This is a genomic window from Salinimicrobium sp. TIG7-5_MAKvit (genome assembly GCF_049569215.1).
Taxonomy (GTDB): Bacteria; Bacteroidota; Bacteroidia; order Flavobacteriales; family Flavobacteriaceae; genus Salinimicrobium; species Salinimicrobium profundisediminis.
Window position 1 is genome coordinate 2,305,172 of record NZ_CP145903.1, and the last position, 18,950, is coordinate 2,324,121.

The window sequence follows — 18,950 nt, forward strand, 5'->3', positions numbered from 1 at the left end:
ATTTAAATTGATTTTTTAAACCCTGCATGTTGGGGTTGCTGTGTTTGTTCACATTTAATCAATTTAATATCAAAGAATGCTTTCTAAAATAATAAGTTACTTCCTGTATAACCGGCTGGTTACGACTTTGCTGCTGATCTTTATGATTGGCTGGGGAGTGGTCACTTCTCCTTTCGACTGGGATTTTGATCTTCTGCCTCGCGATCCGGTGCCGGTAGATGCCATTCCTGATCTGGGAGAGAATCAACAGATCGTTTTTACCGAATGGCCCGGCCGTTCGCCACAGGATATTGAAGACCAGATCACCTATCCGTTAACCACTGCTTTACTCGGGATTCCCGGTGTGGAATCTATTCGTAGTACGTCCATGTTTGGGTTTTCCAGCATCAACATCATTTTTAATGAAGATGTGGAGTTCTACTGGTCACGGACCCGGATCCTTGAGAAGATAAATTCTCTGTCTCCTGGATTATTACCCGAAGATGCACAACCAACATTAGGACCAGATGCAACTGCCCTGGGGCAGGTTTTCTGGTATACGCTCGAAGGAAGGGATACAGCAGGTAATGTCACCGGTGGCTGGGACCTGCACGAGATAAGGTCGGTGCAGGATTACTACGTGAAGCTGGGTTTAAGCGGAGTAGAGGGAGTTTCTGAAGTTGCTTCTGTTGGTGGATTTGTGCGTGAATACCAGGTAGATGTTGATCCAGATGCTTTAAAGGCATTTAATGTGGGCATTGACGAAGTGATGATGGCAGTGCAGAACTCCAACCGCGACATTGGTGCCAAGACTATTGAAGTCAATAAGGTAGAATATTTGGTTCGCGGATTGGGATATATAGAATCCCTTGAAGATATTGAAAATACTGTGGTCGCGGTCAATGAGAACAAACCTATCCTGATTTCCGATATTGGTGTGGTCACTCTTGGTCCTGCCGAAAGGCGCGGGATCCTCGACAAGGCCGGTGCTGAAGTCGCCGGCGGAGTTGTAGTTGCCCGTTACGGATCTAATCCGCTGGCCGTGATCAACAATGTCAAAGAAAAAATAGAGGAGATCGCTCCCGGAATGCCAACAAAGGTTTTACAGGATGGAACGGTTAGCAAGTTGACCGTAGTGCCTTTCTATGACCGCACCCAGTTGATCCAGGAGACACTGGGGACGCTTGAAAGTGCCCTTTCGGACGAGATCCTTATTAGTATTATCGTTGTCATCATCCTGGTGCTCAATTTACGTGCGTCAATTCTTATTTCGAGTCTGCTGCCTATTGCGGTGCTCATGACCTTTATCGCCATGCGCTACTTTGGGATAGATGCCAATGTGGTGGCGCTTTCGGGAATAGCTATCGCGATCGGGGTCATGGTAGATGTCGGGATCGTTTTTGTGGAAAATACGCTGCGGCATCTCGAATTTCCTGAGAATCGGGATGCCCGGGGTTCAAGACTTCTTGAGGTCATAAGAACTGCCACAATAGAAGTTGGTCCTGCGGTCACAACTGCACTGGCAACAACAGTGGTAAGTTTTCTTCCGGTATTCTTTATGGAACATGCCGAAGGAAAACTTTTCATACCCTTAGCTTTTACCAAAACTTTCGCTTTGGTAGCAGCCTTCCTTCTGGGGATTATCGTGCTGCCAATGCTGTCTTACTATTTCTTCTCTTTTAGATTGCAAAAGGAGAGGGTCAACCGCATCTGGAACTATAGTCTTATTGGCGGCGGAATTCTACTGGCAATAATTTTCAGCATGTGGTTGCCTTTAGCTTTATCAGTTATCGGAATTTTAAGGTTACTGGAACCCAGGAGCCGTGGTTTCCTCGGAAAATATACCCGGGAGATCTCACTTTTTATAATTCTGGCGGTAACCATTTTCTTCCTCACTACGCACTGGATGCCGCTGGGAGTAAGGAATTCGATCATTGAAAATTACCTGTTTGTTATTGTTCTGCTGGTAATCACCCTGGCAGCACTGCTGGCTGTGGTAAAGTTTTATGAGCCTATCCTTAACTGGTGCCTGGAAAATAAAAGGTCATTTTTGATGCTTCCGGTGATCACTATTCTTATCGGATTGTTGATCTGGCAGGGATTTCCGAAGATCTTCGGAGTCATTGGTAACGGCGCAGAAAAAGTTGGCTGGGAAATTAGGGAAACTGCGGCCTGGGAAGGTGCTTCCGAAGCATTTCCCGGCGTAGGTAAAGAATTTATGCCAACGCTGAATGAAGGTAGCTTCCTTTTAATGCCAACTGCAATGCCGCACCTGGGAATTGAGGGCAGCAAAGAAGTGCTTCAAAAGCTGGATATGGCCGTGACCAATATTCCGGAAGTTGAGGTTTCTGTAGGGAAACTTGGAAGGGCTGAAACTGCGATAGATCCGGCGCCTATTTCGATGTACGAGAATGTCATCAATTATAAATCGGAGTACATGCTGAACGAGGAAGGTGAAATGCAGCGCTTCAGGGTAGATGATAACGGTAATTTCATTCTGAAATCAGGGGAAGCCTTACCTCATGAAGAAGTGGTCCTTCAGAATATCACAGCTAAAGACCTGATACCCGATGAAGACGGGGAATATTTCAGAAACTGGAGGGACCACATCAATAGCCCCGATGATATTTGGGACGAGATCGTCAGCGCCACCAGGTTACCCGGAATTACTTCAGCTCCCAAACTGCAACCTATTGAGACCAGGCTGGTAATGCTGCAAACCGGAATGCGTGCGCCAATGGGGATCAAAGTTTACGGGCCCGACCTGGAGACGATTCAAAATTTTGGATTTAAACTGGAAGAGATTTTAAAGCAGGTTCCTTCGGTGAAAGAGGAAGCGGTCTTTGCCGATCGTATTGTTGGTAAACCATATCTAGAGCTTGACATTAACCGGCAAAATATTGCCCGTTACGGCCTTAGCATTGAAAAAGTACAGCAAACCATTGAAACTGCTATTGGCGGGATGGAGATCACCACCACTGTTGAAGGTCGGGAGCGTTATCCTGTACGGGTGCGGTATCCACGGGAGTTAAGAAATTCTCCTGAAGAGATCGAGCAGATCCTGGTGCCAACACCAACCGGTGCACAAATTCCGTTGGGACAGCTGGTAGAGGTGCGGTACGTGAAAGGTCCGCAAATGATCAAGAGTGAGGATACATTTTTAGTGGGTTACGTGCTTTTCGACAAAAAAGAAGATTTTGCCGAAGTAAACGTGGTGAATGATGCACAGGATCTAATAGCTGAAAAAATTGCTACAGGAGAACTGATAGTCCCGCCCGGGGTGAGCTTTGAATTTTCAGGAAATTACGAGAATCAGGTGCGGGCAGTCAAAAGACTTGCTATTGTCATTCCAATCTCTTTGATCATCATCTTCCTGTTACTGTACTTTCAGTTTAAAACAGTAATTGCCTCTACGATCCATTTTTCAGGGGTGTTTGTGGCTTTTGCCGGCGGATTCATCATGATATGGCTTTACGGGCAGCCGTGGTTTATGGACTTCAGTATCTCCGGAGTGAATATGCGCGACCTGTTCCAGATGGGCACGATCAACCTGAGTGTGGCCGTATGGGTCGGGTTTATTGCCCTTTTTGGGATCGCAACAGATGACGGGGTGCTTATGGGAACATACATCCATCAGGTTTTTGAGAAACGTGACCCGCAAACAGTGCCCGAAGTAAGGGCAGCCGTTCTTGAAGCAGGGAAAAAACGGGTAAGGCCGGCGATGATGACCACTGCCGTGACTATAATCGCCCTGTTCCCGGTACTTACCTCTACCGGAAAAGGAGCAGATATTATGGTGCCTATGGCAATACCTATCGTAGGCGGAATGGTCATTCAGATCATGACCATCTTCGTGGTTCCCGTGCTGCAGGCAATTTGGCGTGAAACAGTAGTGACAAGAAACTTAAACAAAGTAACAGCAGAATGAAAGATGCTCTAAAAATATCATTTTTGACAGGTCTGTTTTTCCTGTGCTTCGGAAGCATGGAGGCGCAGACTCTGGAGGATTATCTGTTGATCGCTGCGGAAAATAATCCGCAGGTGAAGGCTGCATATTCCGAATTTGAGGCGGCCCTGCAGGAAGCGCCGCAGGTAAAGAGCCTGCCCGATCCTACCCTCACCGTTTCGGCCTTTGGCCAGATGGTGGAGACACGGCTGGGGCCGCAGGAAGCCCGTTTTTCTATCATGCAGATGTTTCCCTGGTTTGGAACACTTGAGGCACGGGAGAATGTGGCAAATTTAATGGCCGAAGCTAAATTCCAGGCTTTCCTGGAAACCCGCAATGAGATCCTGTTGCAGGTAAGCAGTAAATACTATGAACTTTACGAGCTCAAGCAACAGCTGCAGTACCAACAGGAGAATCTCGATATACTTCAGAACTATAAAGACCTTGCGCTTTCCCGGGTAAGTGCCGGCAGCGGAGCATTGTCTGATGTTTTACAGGCAGACATAATGCGGAATGAATCAATTACAGACTTGGACGTGATCCGGCTCAGAAAGGATGTGCTGCTCGCGCAGTTCAATGCTTTACTGGACCGCGAAAGATCTGAAGCAGTAGTAGTGCCAAATGAGGTAGAAACACTTCCTGAAAATGCCATTTTTGACACACTTATTGAAAACAACCCTCAGCTGGAGGAACTGGAGAATATGGCAGCGTCGGCCCGGGCACGCGAAGAGCTCGCGAAGAAAGAAGGAATGCCGAATGTGGGGCTGGGACTGGATTATGTAATTGTTGGGGAAAGAATGGATATGGCAGTTGAAGACAATGGCCGCGATGCCATTATGCCTATGCTCACTGTGAGCCTGCCCATCTTCCGCGGGAAGTACAAAGCCGCGCGTAAACAGGCGGCTTTTTTGGCGGAGAGTTATGAGCAGCGAAAAGAAGGTTTGAAAAATCAACTTTCAGCAGAACTTGAGGCGGCCCTTTTTGAAGTCCGGGAGGCGCAGGCCATGCTGCAGCTTTACAGGCGGCAGGTGGAAAGTTCGGGACAGGTACTAAACTTATTGCTTTCCTCTTACCGAAATGCAGCTTCAGATTTTGAGGAGGTGTTGCGGGTGAGACAGGAGCTTTTAAAATATCAGCTGGCGGTGGCAGGGGCAGAAGCCAATTATCTCACTGCACTGGCAAGAATAGATTATTTATCGGGTAAAACTTTAGATTATGACAGGCAGAAATAAAAATATACTCATCATAGCCGGTACACTGGTGGCAGGGATCCTGCTTGGCTGGCTCTTTTTTGGCGGCAGTGATGATGCCGAAATTCATGACCACAGCTCAGAAGTCGCGCAGGAAACTATCTGGACCTGCTCCATGCACCCACAGATTCGGGCAACTGAGCCGGGGAAATGTCCAATCTGCGGAATGGATCTTATTCCGCTGGAAAGCTCCGACGTAATGGAAAATCCCGATGCAGTTCAAATGACAGAATACGCTAGGAAACTGGCCAATATCCAGACGCAGGAAGTAGGAAATACTTCTGCAGAAAGGGAGATAGAACTTAACGGGAAAGTGGTGGTTGACGAAAGGATCTCTTACACACAAAGTACACACGTTCCTGGAAGGATCGAAAGGCTGCTGGTCAATTTTACGGGAGAGGAAGTCCGCAGGGGACAGGCGCTCGCAGTGGTCTATTCTCCCGAACTTGTTACCGCCCAGGAAGAACTTTTACAGGCCTATGCCATTCGCGAGTCTCAACCTGAACTTTTTGAAGCCGCTAAACAAAAACTGAGAAACTGGCGGATTGGTGAAAACCAGATCAACCGGATCCTTGAAAGCGGAAAGGCTACAGACCGTTTTACCATCACCGCCGATGTGAACGGCGTGGTGACCGAAAAATTAGTAGAGGTAGGAGATTATGTGGAAAGAGGAATGCCGCTATACCAGATCGCCGACCTGTCAAAAATGTGGGTTCTTTTTGACCTTTATGAGCGGACCTTAAATATGGTAGATGTGGGAGACAAAGTAGAATTTACCGTGGCTTCCATTCCGGGTGAAACTTTTACCGGGACTATCAACTTCATAGATCCCATAATTGACCTTCAAACCAGGGTAGCCACTGCCAGGGTAGAGGTCTCAAATGTTGATCAAAGGCTAAAGCCGGAGATGTTTGTCTCGGGGGTAGTGACGGGAGGCGGCGATGAAAAAGTTGCTTCAGGATTAACTGTTCCGCGGTCGGCAGTACTGTGGACCGGGAAGCGCAGCATCGTGTATGTGAACGAAGGCTCTGCAAATAATCCTCTCTTCGTGATGAGGGAAGTAGTGCTGGGGCAACTTTTGGGATCCTCTTACGTGATTCAGGAAGGATTGACCGCAGGAGAAGAGGTCGTGGTAAACGGAACTTTCACCGTAGATGCTGCCGCCCAGCTTGCAGGAAAACCGAGTATGATGAACCCGGCAACGGCAACTTCAGCCGCAGCACAGGTTGATGTAAGGCAGTATCTGCAGGATAGCGGTTATGACTACAGGGCGCAAGCTTCAGCAGAATTTCAGCAGCAACTGGATCTGCTCGTTAGAGATTATCTTCAGCTAAAAGATGCCCTTGTTGAAGGACAGGCAGAGGAAAGTCTTAATTTTACAAAGCAGTTTGTAAATACGCTTCAGCAAATCACCGAAACAGGAATGGCGGGAGAAGCAGAGGCTTTTTGGCAGGAAAAGAAAAAGTTCCTGTTGCAGCATTCCGAAGAAGGTTTGAATACGACCGACTTAAAAAAGCAAAGGGAGAATTTTGTTTATCTTTCTGAAGCAATTATCAAAACCGTAGCTGCTTTTGGAACAGGAGATAAAACCGTTTACGTAGATTATTGCCCAATGGCAAATTCAGACAAAGGTGCGTACTGGCTAAGCGACGTGGCCGAAATCAAGAACCCATATTATGGTGATGCCATGCTCACCTGTGGCGAGATTGTTGAACAAATTAAATAATAACTAATCATAAAATCGAGAAAAAATGAAAAGAACAAAAATGACAATTATGGCTTTGGCAGGAGCTTTTATAATGGCTTCATGCGGAGAGACTAAAAAAGAGAACGAAGTGGAAGAGGTTGCAATGCCAATGCAAAATGAGATGCATATGGAAGAGACCGGGGATCACGATATGGATAACATGAGCGGGAACCTTGATGACGGCCAGTCTGTTGCCGTTGAATTCAATAATGAACAGGTGGGCACCGCCTATCAACACTACATGCACGTGAAAACTGCATTGGTGAATACTAATGCTGAAGAAGCTATGAGCGGTGGGAAAATGCTTGTTGAGGCATTAGCTAACGTAGAGAACAATGCCCAGGCGCTTGAAGCGGCACAAACCATTGCTAATTCTGCGGAGATCAATGCGCAAAGAACCGCTTTTGAAGATCTTTCTATGGCGATGGAAGGAATGTTAAAAGGTGCAGTGAAGTCGGGCGAAGTTTATAAGCAGTACTGTCCTATGGCTTTCGACGGAAAAGGGGCTTTCTGGCTGTCTTCTTCAGAAGAAATTAGAAACCCGTATTATGGTGACAAGATGCTGAAGTGTGGAAGGGTTGAAGAAACTATTAGCGGAAGCTAAGGGTGAAATTGTTCATCAAAAATATGGTTTGTAACCGCTGTAATATGATGGTGAAGTCTGAACTTGAACAGTTCGGGCTTCATCCTCTTACAGTTGAACTCGGGATGGCCGAAGTAGAGCGCGAACTTTCTTCGGAAGAAAAAAAGCTGCTGAATGAGCGCTTGGAAAAACTCGGTTTCGAACTGATTGACGATAAGAAGACCCGGCTCATTGAGAGCATAAAAACCACGATTGTTGAAATCATACAAAATCCTGCACACCTTCCAAAAATGACATTTTCGGAACACCTTTCCGGGAAGTTCCACCAGGATTATTCTGCCCTCAGCAAACTTTTTTCTGAAGTACAGGGCGTAACGATTGAGCAGTATGTGATCAATCAAAAGATCGAAAAAGTGAAGGAACTGCTGGTGTACGATGAGCTTTCCCTAAGCGAGATCGCACATCAACTGAACTATTCGAGTGTCTCCCACTTAAGCAAGCAGTTCAAAAAAGTAACAGGTTTAACGCCCACCCATTTTAAGCAGGTTAAGGAAAACAAGCGTACACCGCTCGACGAACTTTAAGTAAACGAATTAACCAACAACAAAACCAAAGTAAGATGATTTCAGAAGATAAAAAACAGGACAAAATGGGCAAGAGTAATTACCGTAATTTCTTTTTAATGCTGGGCTTGTCCTTTGTAGCTATGTATATCACTATGTACATGAACACCTATGAATGGGACCATATTTATTTTAGTTTGACCCGCTTTTATATGGCTTGCCTTGGAATTTCGGCCATGGCGGTTATTATGCTCTCCCTCATGTTGAAAATGTATAAGAATAAGAAGAAAAATATAGCAATATACGTCGGCAGCTTAATTTTATTTGTGTCAGCCTTAGGTTTGGTGAGAGCTCAGCAGCCTATTATTGGAGATGTTTTGTGGATGAAGGCCATGATCCCTCACCATTCAATTGCAATATTGACCAGTAAGCGGGCAGAAATAAGTGATCCTGAAGCTAAAAAATTAGCTGAAGAAATTATTGAGGCTCAGGTCAGGGAAATTGCTGAAATGAAGAAGATAATCAAACGCCTGGAGAATAAGGAGGAATAGGAGAATCTTACCATAAATTTCCCGAATTGTATAACAGATTCGGCTTTAAATCCTGCGAACTTTGGGAGGTAAAGTTAGAGAGATGAAACACACCTATAAAATCACAGGAATGACCTGCAATGGTTGCAGGAAACACGTGGAAGAAGCGCTTCAACAGGTTAATGGAGTGGAGAAAGCTTCCGTAGATCTTGAAAAAGGAGAGGCTGTGATCAAAATGCAGCAGCATATTCCCTGGGATATTTTTGAAACAGCGGTTCAAAAAGCCGGTGGGAACTATCATGTTCTGGCGCCGGGAACTTCCGAAGAAATTTCAACTGGTAAAGGTGTCAAAAATGGCATTTCTGAAGTAGATTTTGGAGCAGATGAATCTTTGATGACACACACTTACAAAGTCACCGGCATGACCTGCAATGGTTGCAGGAAACACGTGGAGGAAAGCCTGAATAATATTCCGGGGGTTGTGAAGGCAGCTGTAGATCTCGAAAAAGCTGAAGCTGTCATAGAAATGAAGGAACATATCCCTGCAGATGTTCTTGATGCTGAAGTAAAAAAAGCCGGGGCTAAATATGGCATTTTAGAGAGGGAAGGAGAAGCCGGTGCAGGTATTTCTGAAGTTTCAGAAATTGCAAAGACAGATCCAGGAGCAGGTTCGTCTGCAGAGCATAGCTCTGGTAAAGTTGAAGGGGAAAAGGCCATGACCCACACCTATAAAATCTCCGGAATGACCTGTAATGGCTGCCGTTCTCATGTAGAGGAAACCTTACATAAGGTCGACGGAGTGAAAAATGCTTCGGTTGACCTGGATAAAGCAGAAGCGGAGATCGAAATGGAGCGTCATATTCCCATTGGTGTTTTTGAGGATGCTTTACAAAAGGATGGGGAAAGATATCATATACATTCGGCCGGTTCAGAGGAGAAATATGAGGTTACAGGGATGACCTGCAGCGGGTGTAAGGCTCATGTAGAAGAAGCGCTGCGGCAGGTTGAGGGGGTTGAAAATGTTTCTGTAGATCTTGAAAAAGCCGGGGCAGTTATCTCTTCAAAAAGGGCAATTCCTGTTACAGTTTTTCAGGAAGTTTTGAAGAAGGATGGCAGCACCTATAACATCTATCTTCCCGGGCAGGATATCACAGCCCCTCCAAAACCAGAAAAGCCCAAAGGCAAAGGCACAGGAACTTTTTACTGCCCAATGCACTGTGAAGGCGACAAGACTTACGATAAGCCGGGAGATTGTCCCGTCTGCGGAATGGACCTGGTGGAAGAAGTGAGTTTAAAAGCCGATCGGCCACAGTACACCTGCCCCATGCACCCCGGGGTTGTGGAGGATGAACCGGGTAGCTGCCCCATCTGCGGAATGGAGCTGGTACGCATGGAACCCGAAGCTTCTGCCGAACAGAAATCTTATCAAAAGCTGCTGAAAAAGTTCAAAATAGCTGTGGCTTTCACGCTACCTATTTTTCTTATAGCAATGACCGAAATGATCCCGGGCAATCCCATTTATGACTGGATGAGCATGGAGTCCTGGAACTGGGTGCAGCTGGTTTTGTCAATTCCGGTGGTTTTTTACGCAACCTGGATGTTCTTTGAAAGAGCCTGGAGATCTATAGTAACCTGGAATTTGAATATGTTCACCTTAATAGGCATTGGTGCGGGAGTAGCGTGGACTTTCAGTGTATTTGGGATGCTGTTTCCGGGACTTTTTCCGGAGCAGTTTCTAAGCCATCACGGCACGGTTCACGTTTACTTCGAAGCCGCGACTGTAATTCTCACCCTGGTTTTATTAGGGCAATTATTGGAAGCGAGAGCCCACAGCCGTACAAATTCGGCTATCAAGGAACTGCTGAAGCTGGCACCCAATAAAGCCACTTTGGTGGTGAATGGAGAGGAAAAAGAAATTCATGCAGATGAAATTAATGTAGGCGATATTCTTCGGGTAAAGCCGGGAGATAAAATTCCTGTGGATGGAAGTATTCAGAAGGGGCAGACTAACATTGACGAATCAATGATCACCGGCGAACCTGTGCCGGTAGAGAAAGCTGAAGGGGACAAAGTAACTTCCGGAACAATAAACGGTAACAGGAGTTTCACCATGAAGGCCGAAAAAGTGGGGGATGAGACCCTGCTTGCCCAAATCATCAAAATGGTAAATGATGCCAGCCGTTCGCAGGCGCCAATTCAGAAGTTGGCCGACAGGATCTCCGCTTATTTTGTTCCCGTGGTTGTGATGATTTCTGTGATTACTTTCATCGTCTGGGCTGCTTTTGGTCCTGAACCCAGTTATGTTTACGCTTTGATCAATGCTATAGCCGTTTTGATCATCGCCTGTCCCTGTGCTTTGGGATTGGCCACGCCAATGTCGGTAATGGTTGGTGTGGGAAAAGGCGCCCAGAACGGCGTGCTTATCAAGAACGCCCAGTCTTTGGAGCAAATGGACAAGATTGATGTGCTTATCATAGATAAGACCGGTACCATTACTGAAGGAAAACCATCGGTGGAAAAAGTGGTGGCTACAGGAGATACTTCGGAAGAAGAACTAATTCGAACAATAGCTTCAGTTAATGCTCAAAGTGAACATCCGTTAGCAGAAGCCACGGTGCGTTATGCGAAAGCCAAAAACCTGAAGTTTACAGAGACCACCGACTTTGATGCAGTAACCGGAAAGGGAGTTACGGGAATTTCCGAAGAAAAAAAGATTGCGATAGGTAACGAAAAGCTGATGCAGGAAATAAATGCGGAGGTTGATAATAAGCTTCAGCAGCAAGTGAGGGAAGAGCAGCAACAGGGGAAAACAGTTTCTTATGTGGCTATAGACGGAAAAATCGCCGGATACATCACCATTACAGATCCTATTAAAAAAACGAGTCGGCAGGCGATCTCCGAACTTATTGATGCCGGCGTGGAAGTGATCATGTTGACGGGAGATAACGAAATAACAGCTGCGGCAGTGGCGAAAGAGCTGCACCTAACCAGTTTCAAGGCCGGGATGTTGCCACAAAACAAACTTGAGGAAGTAGAGAAACTACAACAGCAGGGCAAAAAAGTGGCGATGGCCGGTGACGGAATTAACGATGCACCCGCACTTGCAAAAGCCGATATTGGTATTGCAATGGGCACCGGGACCGATGTGGCGATAGAAAGTGCGGAAATTACCCTTGTAAAAGGGGATTTGCACGGCGTGGTAAAGGCGAAAAACCTGAGCAAAAAGGTGATGAAGAATATTAAGCAGAACCTGTTCTTCGCCCTCATTTACAACACGCTTGGTGTGCCAATTGCGGCCGGGGTGCTGTTCCCGTTCTTCGGAATTTTACTTTCGCCCATGATCGCGGCTTTGGCAATGAGCTTTAGCTCGGTTTCGGTAATTGCCAATGCGCTGAGGTTGAGAGGCGTGAAACTTGACCATTAAAAATGGCATTTTTGAAGAGTCTTCTATAATTACTAATTTGTGAAGAAAAGTTTATGCAGGATTTCTGGAAAAGCTGGGCAGAAGCAGCTTACACAAGTACAGGTTTTTTTTGGATGGCCCTTTGGGCTTTCATTTTAGGATATCTGATAAGCAGTGGGATCCAAATATTCGTAACCGAAAAGAAAATGCAGGAGACCATGGGTGGTAAAAACTCAAAAGGTGTTCTCCTGGGTACATTTTTCGGGTTTATAAGCAGCTCCTGTAGTTTTGCAGCTCTCGCTTCTACCAAAAGCCTTTTTAAGAAAGGAGCAGGTTTTATTCCCTCTATAGCTTTTCTTTTGGCTTCGACAAACCTTGTGATCGAGCTGGGAATCATTATCGCTATTTTCCTTGGCTGGCAGTTTGTAGTTGGAGAGTATGTGGGAGGAATCCTGCTTATTCTCATCAGCTGGCTTATCGTAAGGCTTATCAATCCGAAGAAGCTGATCAAAAATGCCCGGGAGCGGCTAAAAGGAGAAGAGGATGACGATAAAGGATCTGACAAAGACTGGAAGGAGAAAATGAAATCTGAAACTGCCTGGGCCAAGGTGGCAAAGCAGTACGCGATGGAATGGAAGATGGTGTGGAAGGATGTGACCATTGGTTTCACAATCGCCGGAATTGTAGCTGCTTTTGTACCCGATTCTTTTTTCAGAACCCTGTTTATCAACAGCGGGCCTGAGGTTGAAAGCCATAGCTTTTTTACCATTTTAGAGCATATTATTGTGGGGCCCGTTGCTGCATTTTTAACCTTTATTGGTTCTATGGGGAATATTCCGCTGGCAGCGCTGCTCTTCGGAAAAGGCGTCAGCTTCGCCGGGGTTATGGCCTTTATATTCAGTGACCTGGTTGTATTTCCGGTGTTGCGGATCAATGCGAAATATTACGGCTGGAAAATGTCACTTTTTATACTCTTTTTATTGTTTACTGCACTTATTGGAACCTCCCTGGCCCTGCACTATTCTTTTGACCTGTTAAGCCTGCTGCCCGATCCAAACAACGTGAAGATCCTTGAGTCTGAACATTTCCAGATAGACTATACCTTCTTTCTCAACCTCGCCTTCCTCATTATCTCCGGAATTCTTCTTTACATTGGCTTTTTTAAGAGGAAAGATGTAAAGCACATGAAAGAAATGGCGCCAAAGAGCCAGGTGATGGAAAACATTATGAAGTATCTTGCCTTTATTGCTTATGCGTGGTTAATAGGCGGCTGGATCGTAAGAATTTGGGTGGTATAAAAAAAGCCGGACGTTAATCCGGCTCTTTCATTTATGTAAAAATGAGGTTTAGCTGTTAGGATCGAGAATAAGATTTACTCTTTCTAAAGCATCTTCCAAATGGTAGCGGGTCAATGTATCTCTGCTGCGACCAATGCTGTTGCGAAGATCACGCTGCAGCCTTTTAAGCTCGCCTCTCACTACCGGTCGAATATCGCTCTGTGCCACATCAATGTTTGAGCGGGTTATCCAGGAACGGTAACGTGCAGGAATGGCTTCCTGTTCTTCGTTCATAAGATATTCCATTCTGTCGATGTATGCACGCTGAAGATTTCTGCGGTAGGTGTCAATGCCCTGGCCTCTTCTAAGTTCACTCCAGATTCCGGTTCTTAGGTCCTGCATCATATCCAGAAGTCCGTAAGCACTATTGCCATTCATTTCACGATTCTCGATCAATCTTGCCATTCTTCCGAAGTCAAGCAGGTTATTCAAAGTGCGCTCCTGGGTATTTCTGATCCTTTCCACACTTCCGTCGAATTCGATCCTGTTGAAGATCTCCTGCTCAAGAAGCCATTCGGGAGTAGAAAACAATTCATCCTGAAGGAAATTCATTGCATTTTTCTGTTTTTCAGGAGTCACATGAAAGTATACTGCACCTTCCTGGTCGTAGGTCTTTGTTTCCTTGATCACACCACCCACGTTGGCAGCAACGTGCCCCATGTAACGGTTGTACTGGCTAAGCACCTGCTCGTACATAGTGTCAAGATCATCGTAGTCTTTACCTTTTTCGGCAGTCCATTCGATGAGGTTTGGAACTATCCTTTTCAGGTTTTTGATCCCATACTGGCTGGCAAGCACAGAGTCATCACCAAGATCTTCGGTCTGGGAAGTAGGATCTATCACCCCGCTTTGCTGGGCACCAAATCTATAAACAGGATCTCCTGCTTTTTCAAGGATCCAGGAGTCAAGGACCTCTTTTTCCTCTTTTCCTGTTTTCCCCGGAATTGGCTTGTAACCCCACATCACAGAATACTTGTCATAAGGCCCAATGTTTGGCATTAGCGCCACATCACCGTCTTCGGGCTGTGCGATATAGTTGAAACGTGCATAATCCATGATTGAAGGTGCGGTTCCATATTTTTGGGTGAATTCAGGGTCTCTCAGAGATTCTACAGAATAGGCTGCACTGCTTCCCATATTATGAGGTAGACCAAGGGTGTGGCCTACTTCGTGAGAGGATACGAACCTTATCAAACGGCCCATGATCTCATCTTTAAATTCCACCCCGCGGGCATCTTCGTTAATGGCGGCGGTTTGAACAAAGAACCAGTTTCTCAACAGGGTCATTACGTTGTGGTACCAGTTAATGTCCGATTCCAAAATCTCTCCCGAACGCGGGTCACTTACGTGCGGCCCGTTTGCGTTTGGGATAGGAGAAGCTAAATAACGCATTACAGAATAGCGAACATCTTCAGGGCTCCAGTCTGGATCTTCCTCTTTTGTGGGAGGATCTTTGGCAATAATGGCATTTTTGAAACCTGCAGCTTCAAAAGCCACCTGCCAGTCTTCAATTCCCTGTTTGATGTAAGGGATCCATTTTTTTGGAGTAGCGCGGTCTACGTAATAAACAATCTGTTCTTTAGGTTCCACCAGTTCCCCGCGCTTGAATTTCTCCATATCTTCTTCCTTCACCTCAAGTCTCCAGCGGTCAAGGTAGCGTACGGTTTCACTTTTTTGAGCATCAAGGCCGTAATCGGTTTGCCCGGTGGTGAACCAGCCAACGCGCTCGTCATAGTATCTTCTTTCCATAGGCACCTTTGGAAGAAGGATCATGGAGTTGCTCATTTTTACTGAAATAGATCCTGTACTTGAATTTGAAGGTGGTTCGCCGGCATTATAAGTTTTCACGTGACGTACTTCAATGTTTTCAGGATAACTACGGATGGTATCTATGTACGATCGGCTGTCATCCAACCGACTGATCTTGTATTCTTTTCGGTTCCTTTCAGGAAAACCAAGCGCCTGCACGTCCTTTTTGAAAAGGTCGGTTACCTTGATCACTGTTGCATTGTTCACCGAATCCTTGTGGAAAGCTTCAATGTCAAAAGAAAAAAGAATGGGCTCAAAGTTAGAGTTCACCACAGCTTCGTGCACCGGAAGCGAATCGGCAGCAAAAACGTCGTGAGAAACTACGCGAAGCAGCACATTTTTATTTTTCTTTTCCCACCGCAGCACCTGCTCGTTTTGTTTACCGCCACCAAAACCAATACCCGAAGCAGTCTGGGCAATCCTGGTAACCATAAGCATTTCGCGGTTAAAGAGGCTATCGGGGATTTCGTAGTAGTAATCATCATTTACCTGGTGTACAGTAAATAAGCCGGCATCAGATTTTGCTTTTTTGGTGATCACCTTGTCATAAGGTTTGATCCCGTTTTTGTCTTTTTCAGAAGATTTGGCTGCTGTAGTCGACTTTTTATCCTTTTCAGGTTGAAAGACGGCACAACTCGTTATTGAAAAAGAGAAAAAAACAATAACCAGCCGGAACAAGAGTCGGTTGTTCATTAATTGTAAAATTTAAGTTAAGAATGGCTCAATTTAAAGAAACAGATCCCGGTTGCCTAATCCATGGCTGTTAAATAAAAAGAGAAGCACTTTGCTTATAGTTGGACAGTAGTAGCAGTAAAAGGTTTAAAATGAAATTATAACTGGTGGCATTTGCTTTTAAATAAGATGCTAAAAATTTCTTAAAATTTGAGGGTTTCCTGTACCTTTGAAAGAAGATGAGGGTTTCCTGCTTTCTTATTTTCTTCCTTTTATCTGGAAATGTCTTTTCCCAGCTGGGATTTTGTCCCGGCAGTAAGGGAGACGCTATTTTTCATGAAGATTTTTCGTCTGGTACTTTACCAGCCGGGACTACAAGTTATCCGCGTGTTTCGGGAGATCCTCAGGACGGTTATTATACTATTTCAAGCACAATTGGACAGGGAATTCAAGACTGGCATTCTTTTCTGCCCAACTCTACTTTATCTAATGGGAATGCACTTATTGTAAATGCAGACGATAAAAATGCCGGATTGTTCTTCAAAAGAGAAATCTCCGGGTTGTGTGAAGCTACTACTTATGAGTTTTCGGCTTACCTTATGAATATTCTAAGTCCTATTCGTACTGGTTGTGCAAATGGAGGTATCCCAATAAATGTGAGGTTTCAAATTTGGGATAAGACCGATACCCACTTACTTGCAGAGGGTGATACGGGAGATATCCATTCTTCATCTACCCCTTACTGGGAACAGTTTGCGTTGACCTTCCAGTCTCAGCCGGGGCAGGACCTGGTGATCCTTAAAATGTTCAACAATGGGATTGGTGGCTGCGGAAACGATCTCGCCATAGACGATATTATTTTCAGGTCTTGTGGAGACCTCACGGAAATTACCTCTGGTACAACGGCAGGAAGTTCTCTTGAAGTTTGTGAACCTAATGCTCCCGTAAATGTGGCACTAACCGCCACCCCAGACCATACGGTATATAAAAGTCATGCTTTTCAATGGCAGGAAAGTACAGATGCAAATAACTGGCAGGATATTTTGGGGGCAACAGGCACGGTGTACACTTCTCCGGCTATTAATTCTACCCGGTATTACAGGGTGAAAGTAGCCGAAAATTCGGTAAATCTTGACGATAATCTCTGTAGCTCGGTTTCCGAATCTTTTGCTGTATACTTTGTGGAAACTCCTTTGGCGCCGGTAAGTAGCGGAGATGAAAATATTTGTGAGGGAGACCCATTTCCTGCACTTAAGGTTAATGTGGAGCCAGATGAATCTGTGACATGGTTTGATAAAGTTACAGGAGGCGTTGAGGTTGGAACGGGAAATTCTTTTGTGCCTACAGCTGCCGGAACTTATTATGCCGAAGCTGCAAAATCGGGTTTTAATTGTGAGCCAGGGCCCCGTACTCCGGTTACTTTGAAAATCTTTACAGTGCCTCAAACAATGGATGAGGAGTTGCAATTGTGCGCCGGCAATACGGTAGACCTTGATGCCGGGCCTGGAAATTTCAGCTATAACTGGAGTACAGGGGCTTCGGGCAGGACGATCTCTGTGACTAATCCCGGAAACTATTCTGTAACAGTGACAAATTCCAACGGCTGCAGTGCTTTGAGAACATTTGAAGTAGCAGCTGTAGCGGTTGCCGAAATTGCTAAAATTACTTCGGAAGCCAACAGCGTGATCATCGAAGCAGCTCATCCGGGGCAGTTTGAATTTTCTCTTGACGGAAGCAATTTTCAGCAGTCAAATGTTTTTCAGAATATTTCCGGCGGAATATATACTGCTTATATACGCGATCTCGAAGGTTGTAAAACGGTTTCCGAAGAATTTCCGCATATTGTCACCCCTCAATTCATCACCCCTAACAGTGATGGCTTTAATGACAACTTTGAACTTAAAGGAGTTGAATATTTCAGCAATTCTGAAATCAGGATTTTTGACAGGTACGGGAAGTTACTGGCTGCCGGAAGTGGCGCCGGATTTTCCTGGAATGGTACTTATAATGGAAAGGAACTGCCTTCAGAAGATTACTGGTATCAAATATCTATAGATGGTTTTGAGCCTCAAAAAGGCCACTTTTCATTAAAGCGTTAACATGGTTGAACAGAAGCAAAATAACAGCCTCTTAAAATCCCTTTTTTTGGTTCTTATTCTCTGTACTTTTTTCAATATTGGGGAGAGTAGAGGGCAGGAGATCATTCCGACATATTCAGATTATCTTACAGATAATCTTTTCCTGCTGCACCCTTCTCTTGCCGGGGCGGCAGTGAACAATCAACTGCGGTTAACGGCCCGGCAGCAGTGGTTTGATGTAGATGATGCGCCGGGATTGCAGACGCTTACCATTAATGGCAGATTGGGCAACAAAGAGGGGATAGGTGCTATTCTTTTTAACGACAGGAATGGGAATTTTTCTAAATCGGGCGCGTATGGGGCATTCGCCTACCATTTAAGGCTGCCTGCAGGAGACCTTCAATTGCATAGGTTGAGTTTTGGAATTAGTGCAGGGGTTATTCAGCATCGGCTTGACCAAAGCGGCTTTACCCAGCCCGATCCGCTGCTGGGGCAGGAGAAGGCTTCGGTAAGTTACGCGAATATGGATGTGGGGATGTCATATTTCAATAAAGATCTTTATATACATGCCACTGCAAAAAATCTTTTACCCGTAACGAGGGAATTGTTCAATAGTCATAACATCGCTACTAATCAAAGACGGTATTTTTTAACTGCCGGTTACATTATTTCACCGGCTTATGACTGGTACCTGGAGCCTTCGGCCATGCTGCAACTTGTGGAAGATACTTCTGAAAAACTTGCAGATGTTAACCTGAAAGGCTACCGGAATTTTGAGTTCGGGCAAATATGGGCCGGATTGTCTTACCGGCAGGGGCTTGATAAAATGGAAGGTGATACAGAAAACCTGAGATATCTCACTCCTTTTGCCGGTGTGGAATACAGGAAATTTTTATTTGGTTACACGTTTTCCCGGCAGTTTAATGAAGTGGTGCTTAGTAACAGTGGTTTTCATCAAATTATCCTTGGGTATAATTTTGGTGCACCAAGAACCCGATATCACTGTGGGTGCCCGGCCATAAACTAAAAGAGGAACCCGAAGGCTCCTCTTTA

The 18,950-nt window shown here is 45.4% G+C and carries 11 protein-coding genes and 1 pseudogene; 11 read left to right on the forward strand and 1 reads right to left on the reverse strand.

From position 1 onward, the window contains the following. Positions 1–76 precede the first annotated feature (76 nt). The 9 genes and pseudogenes from V5739_RS10380 to V5739_RS10420 all read left to right on the forward strand — a co-directional run bounded on the left by V5739_RS10380 (position 77) and on the right by V5739_RS10420 (position 13,299). Complete coding sequence (locus V5739_RS10380; protein ID WP_423818117.1) at positions 77–3,907, forward strand: efflux RND transporter permease subunit; 3,831 nt, start codon at positions 77–79, stop codon at positions 3,905–3,907. Beyond that, a complete protein-coding gene (locus V5739_RS10385; RefSeq protein WP_423818118.1) occupies positions 3,904–5,157 on the forward strand; it encodes a TolC family protein in 1,254 nt (417 codons plus the stop codon). Before V5739_RS10380 ends, V5739_RS10385 begins: the two co-directional genes overlap by 4 nt. Continuing rightward, the gene (locus V5739_RS10390) at positions 5,141–6,901 is read left to right on the forward strand and encodes an efflux RND transporter periplasmic adaptor subunit (protein WP_423818119.1); all 1,761 of its coding nucleotides are present in this window, start codon (positions 5,141–5,143) and stop codon (positions 6,899–6,901) included. Before V5739_RS10385 ends, V5739_RS10390 begins: the two co-directional genes overlap by 17 nt. 25 nt (positions 6,902–6,926) lie before the next feature. After that, complete coding sequence (locus tag V5739_RS10395; RefSeq protein ID WP_345597074.1) at positions 6,927–7,526, forward strand: DUF3347 domain-containing protein; 600 nt, start codon at positions 6,927–6,929, stop codon at positions 7,524–7,526. Between the two features lie 44 nt (positions 7,527–7,570). Continuing rightward, the gene (locus tag V5739_RS10400) at positions 7,571–8,089 is read left to right on the forward strand and encodes a helix-turn-helix domain-containing protein (RefSeq protein WP_423818120.1); all 519 of its coding nucleotides are present in this window, start codon (positions 7,571–7,573) and stop codon (positions 8,087–8,089) included. 35 nt (positions 8,090–8,124) lie between these two features. Then, positions 8,125–8,619 carry a DUF305 domain-containing protein gene (locus V5739_RS10405; RefSeq protein ID WP_423818121.1) on the forward strand — a complete coding sequence of 165 codons (495 nt, stop codon included), beginning with the start codon at positions 8,125–8,127 and terminating at the stop codon, positions 8,617–8,619. Between the two features lie 82 nt (positions 8,620–8,701). Beyond that, a pseudogene (locus V5739_RS10410) lies at positions 8,702–8,875 on the forward strand (heavy-metal-associated domain-containing protein); the annotation flags it as partial. Positions 8,876–8,989: 114 nt separating this feature from the next. Beyond that, entirely contained in the window at positions 8,990–12,022 is a 3,033-nt protein-coding gene (locus V5739_RS10415; protein ID WP_423820466.1) for a heavy metal translocating P-type ATPase, read from the forward strand. Between the two features lie 53 nt (positions 12,023–12,075). Continuing rightward, positions 12,076–13,299 (forward strand): permease, encoded by a 1,224-nt coding sequence (locus V5739_RS10420; protein ID WP_423818122.1) that lies wholly within the window; start codon positions 12,076–12,078, stop codon positions 13,297–13,299. Positions 13,300–13,347: 48 nt separating this feature from the next. Here V5739_RS10420 and V5739_RS10425 read toward each other — a convergent pair whose 3' ends face one another. Then, the gene (locus V5739_RS10425; RefSeq protein WP_423818123.1) at positions 13,348–15,840 is read right to left on the reverse strand and encodes a zinc-dependent metalloprotease; all 2,493 of its coding nucleotides are present in this window, start codon (positions 15,838–15,840) and stop codon (positions 13,348–13,350) included. Positions 15,841–16,058: 218 nt separating this feature from the next. On the opposite strand from V5739_RS10425, the gene V5739_RS10430 reads away from it, so the two are divergent. Next, a complete protein-coding gene (locus tag V5739_RS10430) occupies positions 16,059–17,918 on the forward strand; it encodes a T9SS type B sorting domain-containing protein (RefSeq protein WP_423818124.1) in 1,860 nt (619 codons plus the stop codon). A gap of 46 nt (positions 17,919–17,964) precedes the next feature. Continuing rightward, positions 17,965–18,924, forward strand: a complete 960-nt coding sequence (locus tag V5739_RS10435) for a PorP/SprF family type IX secretion system membrane protein (RefSeq protein WP_423818125.1) — start codon at positions 17,965–17,967, stop codon at positions 18,922–18,924. The last annotated feature ends 26 nt before the right edge of the window (positions 18,925–18,950 follow it).